We start from the raw sequence: 12,721 nt of genomic DNA, 5'->3' as shown, positions 1-12,721 counted from the left end.
CTACCGCCCCCTCCCCGCACCGCTCCCCGTCGAGATCCTCCAGGGCGAGGGCCGCCACGCCCTGACCACGGTGCTCCGCCTGCGGCCCGACGCCTGACCGCGGGGAGGACCGCGGGCAGGAGTGCACCACCCCACCCCGGAAAGGCCGTTGAGCAGCGGTCGGCGGGGGAATACGATGGCGCGTCGCCGCTCGGCCCGTCGCGGGCGACTCCCCCTTCGGTTCCCAGGAGACCCCTTCCGGCATGCGTGCGTTCCTCCAGGCCGTCCGGCTGCTCGTGCTGCTGCTCGGCTTCTACGTCATGGCCGTCGGCCTGCTCGCGTCGATCGTCGCCGCGGACGTCGTCCTCACCGACGTCGCGCTGCGACAGGGCTACGTGACCTGCCTGTTCCTGGGCATCAGCGTCGCCTTCGCCTCACCGCTGGTGTCGGGCCTGTTCGCCTCCGTCCGCGGCGTCAACCGTCACCGGCCGGCCGGGGTGCGGGTGACCGCGGACGAACAACCGGAGCTGTGGGCGCGTGTGCGCCGGGTGGCCGAGGCCATGGAGACGGCCGCCCCCGTGGAGATCTGGCTCGTGGCGGAGCCGGTGGCGGCCGTCTGGCAGAGCTCCTGGGTGCTCGGCCTGGTCGCCGGGCGCCGGCGGATGGTGCTGGGCATCCCGTACCTGACGGGGCTGACGGAACGCCAGATCGACGCGGTCATCGCCCACGAACTCGGCCACTTCGCCCGGCGCGACACCCTCCTGGCGGGGCTGGCCGCCCGCAACCGCGCCGGCCTGATGCGGGTCCTGGAGCGGTACGCCGAGGACGGCAACGGCATCGGCCACGCGATGGGCTCGATGTTCGCCGGCTACGCCCGCTTCTGCCTGCGGACGACGCAGGCCCAGGCACGCCTCGGGGAACTCGCCGCGGACCGCGCCGCCGCGCGGATCGCCGGACGGGACACCACCGCCGCCGCCCTGCGGCGCATCCCCCTGCTCGACGCCGCGCACACCCGCTACGTCCGGGAGTACGCCGGCATCGGCACCGCGCTCGGTCTGCTCCCTCCGGCCGAGGAGGTGCACCCCGGCTTCGGCGCGTTCCTGGACAGCGGCACCTGGCGGGAGGAGGAGCGGCGGCTGATCGCCGACCCGCCCCGGGAGAAGACCTCGCCCTACGACTCGCACCCCCCGATGCGCGAGCGGGTCGCGGCGATCGAGGCGCTGCCCGCGGACGCCGCCGGGACGTTCCCCGGCGAGCCGGCACCGGCGGGCGCCGGCCTGCTCGGGGATCCCGTGGCAACCGGTGCCCGCACCGTGCTGGCGCTCCCCGGTGCCGCCGGGCTGCGGCAGCTGCCCTGGCGGGACCTGGCCGCCGAGGTGGGGACGGCGGAGCTCGGCGCCGAGACGACGCCGGTGCTCCGGGCCGCCCGCGCGGTCCTGCGCACCCCCGCGGACCTCGGGATGCTGCTGGACGCCCTCGACGCCGGACGCTGGCCGGAGGTCGTCGACTGCATGCCGCGCCCCGGCCACGGGGGCCACATGCTCCTCGACGACTCCCTGCGGGCGCGCGCCCGCGCCGATGCCGCGGACGGGCTGTACTCCCTGGCGCTGGCCGCCCTGGTCGAGGACGGCCGGGCCCGCTGGGAACTGGACTGGGAACGCGGCAGGCACCTGGAGTTCGACGAGGGCGTCCACGCCGCCCTGGACCGTGCCGTGGACGCCGCCGTGTCCCCGCAGGACGCAGCGGAACCGGACAGCTCGGGCCTGCGGGAACTCCTCGGGCTGCCCGTGGACCGGGCACCGGCTCAGACCTGAGACGCCGCGGCCGGCACCTCGCGGGTGCGGGTCCAGCGCAGCAGGGTGTCCGCGTCCCAGGTGTTGACCACCCGCTGCGGAGGGACGCCGCACTCCTCGGCGCGGGCACAGCCGTGGATCTGCCAGTCCAGCTGGCCGGGGGCGTGGGCGTCGCTGTCGATGCTGAAGAGGACCCCGGCCTCCACGGCCTTGCGCAGCAGCCGCCGCGGCGGGTCGAGGCGGTCCGGGCGGCTGTTGATCTCCACGGCCACCCCGAAGCGCTCGCAGGCGGCGAAGACCAGGTCCGCGTCGAACTCCGACTCCGGGCGCAGCTTGCCGGCCACCAGCCGTCCCGTGCAGTGCCCCAGCACGTCCACCAGCGGATTGCTGATCGCGGAGATCATCCGCCGGGTCATCGCGTCCCGGTCCATCCGCAGCTTGGAGTGGACGGACGCGACGACGACGTCCAGCCGGTCCAGCAGCTCCGCGTTCTGGTCGAGGGCGCCGTCCGCGAGGATGTCGCACTCGATGCCGGTCAGCAGCCGGAAGGAGCCGGGGAGACGGGCGCCGACCTCGGCCACCACCTCCAGCTGGGCGCGCAGCCGCTCGGCGGTGAGCCCCCGGGCGACGGTCAGCCGGGGGGAGTGGTCGGTGAGCGCCGCCCACTCGTGGCCCAGCTCCATCGCGGTGCGGGCCATCGTCTCGATCGGGCTGCCGCCGTCGGACCAGTCCGAGTGCAGATGGCAGTCGCCGCGCAGCGCGGCCCGCATCCGCCGCCCCGCGCCGCCCTCCGGCCGGGCGACCGCGTCCGCGGCGCCCTCCGCCAGCCGGGTCAGGTAGGCGGGCCGGTCGCCCGCCAGCGCCTCCCGGACGACGGCGGCGGTCTTCGGGCCGAGCCCCTTGACCTCCTCCAGGCCGCCCGGCCGTTCCGCGCGCCGCCGGAGTTCCTCCGGCGGCATCGCGGAGACGGTGGCGCAGGCCCCGCGGAAGGCACGGACCCGGTACGTCGGGGCGCCGTCCCGCTCCAGCAGGAAGGCGATCCGGTCCAGCGCCTCGACGGGGTCCATGCCTCCAGGATCAGGTCTTGTTGCGGAACCTCGCCACCGCCAGCGGCGCGCTGATCACCGTGATGCCCACGGCCCACATCAACGTCATCATCGCCGAGTGCGCGACCGCACCGCCGTTGATCAGGTTGCGGGAGGCGTCGGCGAGGTTGGACAGCGGGTTGTAGCGGGTGAAGGCCTCCAGCCAGCCCGGCATGGTCGTGGGCTTGGCGAAGATCGAGCTCCCGAACTGCAGCGGCAGGACGACGATCATGGCGAGTCCCTGGACGGACTGGGGGGTCCGGGCGACCAGACCCAGGAGGATGAAGACCCACATCAGCGAGGCCCCGAAGGTCAGCGACAGCACCACCGCGCCCACCAGCCCGAACACACCGTTGTCCACGTGCAGTCCGAGGATGAAGCCCATCACGAGGAGGATCACCGTGGCGACCAGCGCCCGGCCGATCTCCACCACGATCTTCGCGATCAGCACGGAGGAGCGGGCGATGGGCATCGTGCGGAAGCGGTCCATCACCCCGGTCTTGAAGTCCGAGTTGACGCCCGTGCCGACGGCCATGGCGATGTTCATGCCCATCATGGCCATCAGGCCGGGCACCATGTAGTTGACGTACTTCTCCTGGCTGCCCTCCAGCGCGCCGCCGAAGACGTACACGAACAGCAGCGTGAAGACGATCGGCATCAGCAGCGCGTCGAACATCGACTCCGGGTCCTGCCGGATCTGCAGGACGTTGCGCCGCACGAGGGCGCCGATGTGCCGGAGGTTGGCGCGCAGCCCGATCCGCGGATCGGCGGTGGCGGCCTTGGCGTTCCCCGCGGGGACGGTGACGGCGGTCATGCCGCGAGCTCCTCTCGGTCCCGGGTGCCGCTGCCGCGCGTGACGGCCAGGAACACCTCGTCCAGGCTGGGCAGATGGGTGTCGATGCCGGCGATGGCGAAGCCGTGCGTGCCGAGCGCGGCCACGACGTCCGTCAGCTGCTCGTCGCTGAGGATGGGCACGTTGAGCACCCCGCCGGCGTGGTCCGGCACGGCCTGCGTCCCCGTGCCGAGCACCGTCGCCATCGCGTCCAGCTCCCCGGGGTCCACCGGCCGTACCTGCAGGGTCCGGCCGCCGACCTTCGCCTTCAGTTCCTCGACCCGGCCGCCGGCGATCACCCGGCCGCGGTCGATGACCGTCAGCTCGTGCGCGAGCTTCTCGGCCTCCTCCATGTACTGCGTGGTCAGCAGCACGGTCGAGCCGTCCGCGACCATGTTCTGCACCTCGTCCCACACCTCGTTGCGGGTGCGGGGGTCCAGGCCGGTGGTGGGCTCGTCCAGGTACAGCACCGCCGGCCGGCCGATCATCGACGCCGCCAGGTCCAGGCGGCGGCGCATGCCGCCGGAGTACTCCTTGGCGGGCTTGCGGGCGGCGTCCGTCAGCGAGAACCGCTCCAGCAGCTCGTCCGCCCTGCTCCGGGCGTCCCGCCGGGACAGGTCGAGCAGCCTGCCGATCATGTAGAGGTTCTCGCGGCCCGACAGGGACTCGTCGACCGACGCGTACTGCCCGGTCAGCCCGATCACCCGGCGCAGCTGCCGGGGCTGCGCCACCACGTCGTAACCGGCCACCGTCGCCGTGCCGGCGTCCGGCCGGACCAGCGTGGACAGGATCCGCACCAGCGTCGTCTTCCCGGCGCCGTTCGGCCCCAGCACGCCGAGCACGGTCCCCTGCCGCACGTCCAGGTCCACCCCGTCGAGGGCCTTCGTCTCCCCGTAGCGCTTCACGAGCCCCCGCACCCTGACGGCGGCGTCCGCGCTCTTGGCATCCCGTTGTGTCATGCCGCCACGGTCGCGCGCCCCACCGACACGGCGCCGACATATCGCTGACAGCCCCACCGACACGGTGCCGACGCGCCACCGGAGAACGCCCGAGGGGGGACGCGCACCGCGCGTCCCCCCTCGGGCATCGGCCCCGCAGGGCCTACGTGGTGACCGACACCAGCCGCTGGCCCTGGGACGTGACGACGTCGAACCGGGAGATGGAGTCCGGCTGCATCCCCGCCGACCCGTCCAGCGTGAGCGGGTTGGGCTGGTCGGAGGTGCCGTAGCCGGCCGTCGGGACGCTCCAGGTGCCGACCGTCTGCTGGGAGCCGTCCTTGCCGACGACGACCAGGCGGCAGGTCAGCGGGCCCTGGACCCCGGCGAGGGTGAGGCCGACCTCGCTGCCCCACTTCTTCTCGTTGACACCGACCGTCGCCTTGACGCCCGTGGAGTTGTCGGTGCCCTTGAACTGCTCCGCGTAGACCCTGGCCTGGGCGTCGTCGGAGCCGCCGCCGGAGGCGAGCACCGCGACGGTGGGGCCCGCCACGATCAGCGCCACCGAGGCGGCGAGCGCGAACATCCTGCGCCGGGCGCGGGTCCTGCGGTCGTCCGACACCTTGCCGAGGAGACGTCCGAGCACCTTGTCGCCGCTGGGCGGGAGGGGCACTCCGGCGCCGGCGGGAGCGAGTTCGGCGAGTACCGGCACGAGACCGCTCAGCTCGTCGAGTTGCTGTCCGCACTGGTGGCAGATGGCGAGATGCTCCTCGAAGCGCGCCATGTCGGCGTCGTCGAGCACGCCGAGGACGTACGCCCCGACGTCGACGTGCGGGTCGTGGGGGGTACCTGCCCCGGAGCCGTAACCGTAGACCGTCACGAGGTGGTCACACCCCTTTCCTCAAGAGCGATTTTCAGGGAGCGGAGGGCGTAGAAGACGCGCGAGCGCACGGTGCCGGGCGGTACCCCCAGCGCCGCCGCGGCCTCGTTGACCGTCCGGCCCTTGAAGTACGTTTCGATCAGCACCTGGCGGTGGGCCTCGGTGAGATCATCCAGTGCGTCGGAGATCGTCATCAGCCTCAGGGAGCGTTCGAGTTCGTCCTCGGCCGGGAGCTGGTCGAGGGCGGCCGGTGAGGCCTCCGGGGGCCGTGCCTGACGGCTGCGGTGGCCGTCGATCACGATCCGCCGGGCGACCGTCACCAACCAGGGCCGCAGGGAACGGGCGCCCGGGTCGAGCCGGGACGCGCTCTTCCACGCGCGCAGCAGGGTCTCCTGCACGACGTCCTCGGCCAGGTAGCGGTCACCGCCGACCAGCCGAAGAACGTATGCGAAGAGCGCACCCGCGTGTTCGCGGTAGAGCGCCCGCATGAGGTCCTCTTCGGGGACCCCACCTGAGCGATGGTCGGCCACGAGCGCATCCTGCCCTACTGATCGCTGGGGGTCGAGTCCTCTCAATGCCTGCTGTCCCATCAGTACCCGTCTGACCCGTTCTCGGAGGAGGCGCTCTTCGGCTGCGCGGGCGCCCCGGCCTTCTCGCCGTCCGGGGTGGCCGCGTACCAGGTGCGGTTCGCGCCCTGGCCCTTGGTGTCGCCCGGGTTCTTGTCGCCCGCGAAGTGGTAGAGCGGCATTCCGTTGAGCGTGAGCTGCATCGTGCCGTCGGGGCGCTTCACGCTGCCGACCAGGTTCTGGTCCACGCCCTGCACCTGGGTGTCCGAGACCGCGGCGGCCGGCAGCCACTGGGTCGCGCACTCGCCGGTGCAGGTCGAGGTCGGCGGGTTGGGCTTGTCCTGCTCGAAGCGGTACAGCACCCAGCCCTTCTCGTCGGTGACCAGCTTGCCGAGCTGGGCGTTGTCGACGGTCCGGAGGCCGGGCGCCGGTGCGGGCTGCGACGCCTGGATCGCGCCCACCGGGGGACTGGCATTGTCGACGCCCGCGTTGCAGGCGGTGGCGACGATCAGCGCGGCGGAGGCGAATGCCCCCGCCCCCACCGATCGGCGCAACTTCGGAACGTTCATGCCACGGCCCCCGGCACTTTCTCGTCGGTGCTCCGCCCCTGGTGGGCGGTTGCCCACTCATACGGGGGTGAGGGCCGGTGTACTCAACGTCCCCAGAAAAAACTTCCGCCCCGGGGAGGGGGTGCCCGGGGCGGAAGCCGGCGGTGGGTCGCACCGCCTCAGGGGGAAGTCGCGCGTGACGCCGCGACGGGTCGTCGCAGGGTCAGTGGAAGCTGTGCTCCGGGGCCGGGTAGGCACCGCCCACGACGTCCTCGGCGAAGGCCTTGGCCGCACCGCCGAGGGTCTCGCGCAGCGCCGCGTACTGCTTGACGAAGCGCGGCACCCGGCCGCCGGTCATCCCGGCGAAGTCCGTCCAGACCAGCACCTGGGCGTCGCACTCCACGCCCGCGCCGATGCCGACCGTCGGGATGTGCAGGATCCGGGTGACCTCCGCGGCCAGCTCGGCCGGGACCAGCTCCAGCACGACGGCGAAGGCGCCGGCGTTCTGCACGGCCTTGGCGTCGCGCAGCAGCTGCTGGGCGGCCTCCTCGCCGCGGCCCTGCACCGGGTAGCCGCCGAAGGCGTTGACCGACTGCGGGGTGAGGCCGATGTGGGCCATCACGGGGATGCCGGCCTGGACCAGCAGGTCGATCTGCTGGGCGGAGCGCTCGCCGCCCTCCAGCTTCACGGCGCCCACCCCGGCCTCCTTGACCAGCCGGGTCGCGCTGCGCAGCGCCTGCGTCGGACCCTCCTGGTACGAGCCGAACGGCAGGTCGCCGATGACCATCGCGCGCTTGGTGCCGCGCACCACGGCTGCGGACAGCATCGTCATCTCGTCCAGCGTGACCGGGACGGTGCTCTCGTAGCCGAGGTGACAGTTGCCCATCGAGTCGCCGACCAGCAGCACGGGGATGCCGGCCTCGTCGAAGACCGAGGCGGTCATGGCGTCGTAGGCGGTGAGCATGGGCCACTTCTCGCCGCGCTCCTTGGCGGCGGCGATGTCCCGGACGGTGATCCGCCGTGTCCCCTTGCCGCCGTACAGCGCCTTGCTGCTGTCGGGAGCGGGCTGGGCGGGCGTCTGGGCAGCCGGAACGGCATGCGTCATTGCAACTGCTCCTTGTGTCATCTCGAGGCGCCCTGACGGCGTCCCCGGACCGATTCCATGCTGACACGCGCCGCCGTCCGCGCAAAGGGGGGCGTCCGTCACTCCCCCTTTTGCCGAGGTTTTACAATACGAGACGGTCCCGTATCGGAAATCGGGTCTACGTTGACGGCATGCCCGCCGACACAGCCCAGCCGCAGAGCCCCAGCGCCCCGGAGGCGGTCCACCGCCGCCGCTGGGGGATCCTGACCGTCCTGCTGTTCAGCCTCCTCGTGGTGGTCCTGGACAACTCGATCCTCAACGTCGCGATGAAGACCATCGCCGAGCCCGCCCCGACCGGCCTGGGTGCCACCCAGAGCCAGCTGGAGTGGGCGATCAACTCCTACACGCTGGTCTTCGCCGGTCTGCTGTTCACCGCGGGCCTGCTCGGCGACCGCCTCGGCCGCAAGAAGGTGCTCCTGTTCGGCATGGCCGTCTTCGGCGTCGGATCGGTGCTCTCGGCCTTCGCCGGCTCCTCCGGCGAGCTGATCACCTTCCGCGCGGTCATGGGCTTCGGCGGCGCCTTCGTGATGCCCGCGACGCTCGCCATCATCATCAACGTCTTCGAGCGCGAGGAGCAGCCCAAGGCGATCGGCATCTGGACCGGCGCGGTGGGCCTGGCGATAGCCATCGGCCCGGTCACCGGCGGACTGCTCCTCGACCACTTCTGGTGGGGCTCGGTCTTCCTGGTGAACGTGCCGATCATCGCCGTCGCCCTGGTCGCGATGGTGCTCATCGTCCCCGACTCCCGCGACCCGCGGCCGGGCCGCCTCGACCCCGTCGGCGTGCTGCTGTCCATCGTCGGCCTGGTGCTGCTGGTGTACGGCATCATCAAGGGCGGCCAGCTCGCCGACTTCACCGCCCCCACGCCCCTGACGGCCATCATCGGCGGCCTCGTGGTCCTCGGCGCCTTCGTCTGGCACGAGGCCCGCAGCAGCCACCCCGCCTTCGACGTCTCCTACTTCCGCAACCCGACCTTCTCGGCCTCGGTCTCCGCGATCGGCCTGGTCTTCTTCGCGCTCATGGGCGTGACCTTCTTCATGGTCTTCTACACCCAGAGCGTGCGCGGCTACAGCGCCCTGGACTCCGGCCTGCTGCTGCTCCCGCTCGCCGTCGCCCAGCTCGTCTTCGCACCCCGTGCCCGGCTGGTCGTCGACCGGATCGGCGCCCGCCTCACCTGCGCCGCCGGGCTCGCGCTGATAGCGCTCAGCTTCCTCGGCTTCCAGCTGCTCGACGCCGACACCCCGATCTGGCAGCTGGAGGTGCTGTTCTTCCTCATGGGCACGGCCATGGCCCACGTGATGCCGCCCGCGACCGTCGCCATCATGTCCTCCCTGCCGCGTGAGAAGGCCGGCTCCGGCTCCGCCGTCAACAACACCTTCCGGCAGGTCGGCGGCGCGCTCGGCGTTGCGGTGCTGGGCTCGCTGATGTCGACGGTCTACCGTGACGGCATCGCGGACCACCTGACCGGCCTCCCCGCCGACGTGCAGCACCGGGCCGGCGAGTCCATCGAGGCCACGCGCGCCGTGGCCGAGGGCATGGGTCCCGCGGGCAAGGCGCTGCTCGCCCCGGCCACCGACGCCTTCCTCGACGCCATGCACGTCACCGCCTACGTCGCGAGCGGTGTCGCGCTGCTCGGCATGCTCGTCGTCGTGGTCTTCCTGCCCGGCAAGGCCGCCGGGGGGCGCCCCGCGGGCGGAGAGGAACGCGAGGTCAGCCCGGTGGGGGCGGAGCGGTGACCGGCACCCGGGCGGCGACGGCACCCGGCGGCGACACGGTCCCCGGGCCCGCCGGGCGCCTCCCGCGCGGCCGTCCGCGCAGCGCCGCCGCCGACACCGCGATCATCGAGGCGGTCCTCAGCCTGCTGGAGGAGGGCGCCACGATCGGGGAGCTGTCGATGGAGCGCATCGCCCGCGCCGCCGGCGTCGGCAAGGCCACCGTCTACCGGCGCTGGGCGGGCAAGAACGCGCTGATGCTCGACGTCATGAAGTCCGTCGACGAGCAGACCCCGCGGCTCGCCGGCCGCTCGGTCCGCGACGACCTGGTCACCTGCGTCGAATTCATACGGCGCAGGGCCCTGGTCAAGCGCTCCTCCGCCCTGCTGCGCAACGTCCTCGCCCAGGCCCAGAACGAGCCGGAACTGTGGGCCGCCTACCACGACACCGTCATCGCGGCCCGGCGCGCCCAGGTCCGCGAGGTCCTGGGCCGGGGCATCCGCAGCGGCGAACTCCGCGACGACATCGACCCGGAACTCCTCGGGGACCTCTTCATCGGCCCCATGCTGTCGCGTTCGATGCTGCGGCCGGACGCGGCACTGCCGGAGGGGCTGTCGGAGCTGATCGTCGACTCGGTGCTGCAGGGCGTCCGCGCCGGCCGCTGAACGCCTGGGGGACCAAGGGGGAATGTCCTGGTTCTGTCACAGGGTGCCCTTTCGTCGGGCGGCGGGGGAACCTGTCGCCCGGCGAGTCCCGTCCTCCGGGCGTCGATCGCCTATGGTCGACTGAGCACCTGGCAAGACAGTGAGGACTCCCCCCATGGCTCAGGCGTACGACGCGGACGTGACCACCGACGGCGGTACCAGGCCGCAGGGTTCGGGTGCGAACGGACGTTTCGGACGCTTCCGGCGGTTCTGGTCCTTCGGCGACGGTATGTGGCGGCGGGGGATCGTCACGGCCGTACTGTCCCTCGCCGTCGCCGTGGTGATGGCCTTTCACGGCGCGGTGCCCAACCGGATCGGCAACCTGGGCAGCCTGCTGGAGACCTTCCTGCCCTGGCTCGGGCTCGCGCTCCCGGTGCTGCTGGTGGTCGGCGTGCTGCGGCGCTCGGCGACCGCGCTGATCGCCGTCCTGCTGCCGATCGTGGTGTGGCTGCACTTCTTCGGCGGGCTCCTCACGGACAAGGACGCCGGTGAGGGCGACCTCACCGTGCTGACCCACAACGTCAACGCCGACAACCCCGACCCCGCCCGCACCGCGCAGGACCTCATCGGCTCCGGTGCCGACCTCGTCGCGCTGGAGGAGATCCCCGCCGGGAAGGTCTCCGTCTACAAGTCCGGGCTCAAGGACCGCTACCCGTACAGCGCCGTGCTGGGCACCGTCGGGCTGTGGAGCAGGTACCCGCTCAGCCAGGTGCGGCCGGTGGACATCCGGCTCGGCTGGACCCGCGCCCTGCGCGCCACCGCCACCACGCCGCACGGGAAGGTCGCGGTCTACGTCGCGCACCTGCCCTCGGTGCGGGTCAAGTTCAACGCGGGCTTCACCGCCGGCGAGCGCGACCACAGCGCCGACGCGCTCGGCGAGGCCGTCGCGGACGAGGAGCTGCCCGACGTCATCCTCATGGGCGACCTCAACGGCACGATGAACGACCGCGCGCTCGCCAACATCACCTCCCAGATGCGGTCCACGCAGGGCGCCGCGGGCGACGGCTTCGGCTTCAGCTGGCCGGCCGGGTTCCCGACCGCCCGCATCGACCAGATCCTCGTCAGGGGCCTGGAGCCGACCGCCTCCTGGGTGCTGCCGGCGACGGGCAGCGACCACCGGCCGGTGGCGGCGAAGGTAGCACTCCCGTAACGAGTTCTTCGCCCACGGGAAGAACGGGCCGGGCAGACTTTGTTCCGCAGTTAAACTAATGACTGCTCCCGACCCTGCCCCGGAAAGGCCTGTCATGCCTCTCGCCCTGCTCGCACTGGCGATCAGCGCATTCGGCATCGGTACGACGGAGTTCGTGATCATGGGCCTGCTGCCCGACGTCGCGGACGACCTGCACACCTCCATCCCGACCGCCGGCTACCTCGTCTCCGGCTACGCCCTCGGCGTCGTCATCGGCGCCCCGCTCCTGGCCGCGGTCACCACGCGGATGCCGCGCAAGGCCCTGCTCCTGTCCCTCATGGTCCTGTTCACCGTCGGCAACACGCTCTCCGCCCTCGCCCCGAGCTTCGGCTGGCTGCTCGCCGGGCGCGTGCTGTCCGGACTCCCGCACGGCGCCTTCTTCGGCGTCGGCGCGGTCGTCGCCGCGGGCATGGTCGACCCCGCGCGCAAGGCCCGCGCCGTCTCCCTGATGATCGCCGGGCTCACCGTCGCGAACATCGTCGGCGTCCCCGCCGCGACCCTGCTCGGCCAGCACCTCGGCTGGCGCGCCACCTTCCTCGCCGTCGGCATCATCGGCCTGGCCGCCATCGCCGGCATCGCCCTGCTCGTGCCCCGCATCCCCCTCGCCCCGGGCGGCGGACTGCGCCGGGAACTGTCGGCCTTCCGCAGCGGGCAGGTCTGGCTGGCGCTGGGCACCACGATCTTCGGCTTCGCCGCGGTCTTCGCGGTATACAGCTACGTCACGCCGATGCTCACGCAGGTCGCCGGGTTCGGGGAGAGCAGCGTCACGCTGGTGCTCGCCCTCTTCGGCGTCGGCGCGACGATCGGCAACCTCCTCGGCGGCCGCCTCGCCGACCGTGCCCTGCGGCCCGCGCTGCTCGGCGGGCTCGGCGCGCTCGCGGTCGTCCTGCTGCTGTTCACGGTCACCGCGCACGCCCGCTGGAGCGCGGCGCTCACGGTCGTCCTGCTCGGGATCGCGGCGTTCGCGACGGGGTCGCCCATGATGATGCTCGTCATGGAGAAGGCCCGGCACGCCCCCGCGCTGGCCTCCTCCGCGAACCAGGCCGCGTTCAACCTGGCCAACGCGGGCGGTGCCTGGCTCGGCGGGCTCGTCCTCGCGCACGGCCTCGGCTACACCGCCCCGGCGGTGGCGGGCGCGGTGCTGGCGGTCACGGGGCTCGCGATCGCGACGGTCGCGAGCCTGTGGGAGCGGCGCGCGGGTTCCGACGCGGGGTCCTCTTCGTCCCGGGTCGTCGTGTCCGGGCAGCCGCCCGCTGTGCGGGAGCGCGTGCGCTGACCCTGGCCCGTGCCTCGTGTGCGGCGCCGTTGTGGTTGCGGTTGGGGTTTCTCCCCCGCCCGCCCTCCCGATTGCCCG

12 protein-coding genes are annotated in these 12,721 nt (G+C 72.6%); 5 read left to right on the top strand and 7 right to left on the bottom strand.

Features of this window, described 5'->3' with window-relative positions; all coding sequences use genetic code 11:
• Positions 1–242: 242 nt before the first annotated feature.
• Positions 243–1,793, top strand: coding sequence for a M48 family metallopeptidase (locus PV350_RS38260; RefSeq protein WP_499511536.1), 1,551 nt, complete (start codon positions 243–245; stop codon positions 1,791–1,793).
• On the opposite strand, the gene PV350_RS38255 is transcribed toward PV350_RS38260, so the two are convergent.
• The 7 genes from PV350_RS38255 to panB all read right to left on the bottom strand — a co-directional run bounded on the left by PV350_RS38255 (position 1,784) and on the right by panB (position 7,723).
• A complete protein-coding gene (locus PV350_RS38255; RefSeq protein ID WP_500338060.1) occupies positions 1,784–2,839 on the bottom strand; it encodes a PHP domain-containing protein in 1,056 nt (351 codons plus the stop codon). The genes PV350_RS38260 and PV350_RS38255 overlap by 10 nt on opposite strands.
• A 10-nt stretch (positions 2,840–2,849) precedes the next feature.
• Entirely contained in the window at positions 2,850–3,671 is an 822-nt protein-coding gene (locus PV350_RS38250; protein WP_499511534.1) for an ABC transporter permease, read from the bottom strand.
• Positions 3,668–4,648: an ATP-binding cassette domain-containing protein gene (locus PV350_RS38245; RefSeq protein WP_499511533.1), complete on the bottom strand. Its 981-nt coding sequence runs from the start codon at positions 4,646–4,648 to the stop codon at positions 3,668–3,670. The genes PV350_RS38250 and PV350_RS38245 overlap by 4 nt, the downstream gene beginning before the upstream one ends.
• A 142-nt stretch (positions 4,649–4,790) precedes the next feature.
• Positions 4,791–5,504, bottom strand: a complete 714-nt coding sequence (locus tag PV350_RS38240) for an anti-sigma factor family protein (protein WP_499511532.1) — start codon at positions 5,502–5,504, stop codon at positions 4,791–4,793.
• Positions 5,501–6,094, bottom strand: coding sequence for a sigma-70 family RNA polymerase sigma factor (locus PV350_RS38235; RefSeq protein ID WP_089221762.1), 594 nt, complete (start codon positions 6,092–6,094; stop codon positions 5,501–5,503). The genes PV350_RS38240 and PV350_RS38235 overlap by 4 nt, the downstream gene beginning before the upstream one ends.
• Complete coding sequence (locus PV350_RS38230) at positions 6,094–6,639, bottom strand: hypothetical protein (RefSeq protein WP_499511531.1); 546 nt, start codon at positions 6,637–6,639, stop codon at positions 6,094–6,096. The genes PV350_RS38235 and PV350_RS38230 overlap by 1 nt, the downstream gene beginning before the upstream one ends.
• Positions 6,640–6,841: 202 nt before the next feature.
• Positions 6,842–7,723: a 3-methyl-2-oxobutanoate hydroxymethyltransferase gene (panB, locus tag PV350_RS38225; protein WP_431961130.1), complete on the bottom strand. Its 882-nt coding sequence runs from the start codon at positions 7,721–7,723 to the stop codon at positions 6,842–6,844.
• Positions 7,724–7,893: 170 nt separating this feature from the next.
• Here panB and PV350_RS38220 point away from each other — a divergent pair, with 170 nt between their 5' ends.
• From PV350_RS38220 to PV350_RS38205, 4 genes are all read left to right on the top strand, one after another.
• Positions 7,894–9,498: a DHA2 family efflux MFS transporter permease subunit gene (locus PV350_RS38220; protein ID WP_500338057.1), complete on the top strand. Its 1,605-nt coding sequence runs from the start codon at positions 7,894–7,896 to the stop codon at positions 9,496–9,498.
• Positions 9,495–10,139 (top strand): TetR/AcrR family transcriptional regulator, encoded by a 645-nt coding sequence (locus PV350_RS38215; protein WP_500338056.1) that lies wholly within the window; start codon positions 9,495–9,497, stop codon positions 10,137–10,139. The genes PV350_RS38220 and PV350_RS38215 overlap by 4 nt, the downstream gene beginning before the upstream one ends.
• A 268-nt stretch (positions 10,140–10,407) precedes the next feature.
• Complete coding sequence (locus tag PV350_RS38210) at positions 10,408–11,328, top strand: endonuclease/exonuclease/phosphatase family protein (RefSeq protein WP_500338062.1); 921 nt, start codon at positions 10,408–10,410, stop codon at positions 11,326–11,328.
• Positions 11,329–11,422: 94 nt separating this feature from the next.
• Positions 11,423–12,643, top strand: a complete 1,221-nt coding sequence (locus PV350_RS38205) for an MFS transporter (protein WP_499511528.1) — start codon at positions 11,423–11,425, stop codon at positions 12,641–12,643.
• The last annotated feature ends 78 nt before the right edge of the window (positions 12,644–12,721 follow it).

This window comes from Streptomyces sp. PA03-6a, assembly GCF_033792765.1.
Classification (GTDB): domain Bacteria; phylum Actinomycetota; class Actinomycetes; order Streptomycetales; family Streptomycetaceae; genus Actinacidiphila.
The sequence above is the reverse complement of the archived record's forward strand: the minus strand, read 5'-3'. Positions and strand labels throughout refer to the sequence as shown.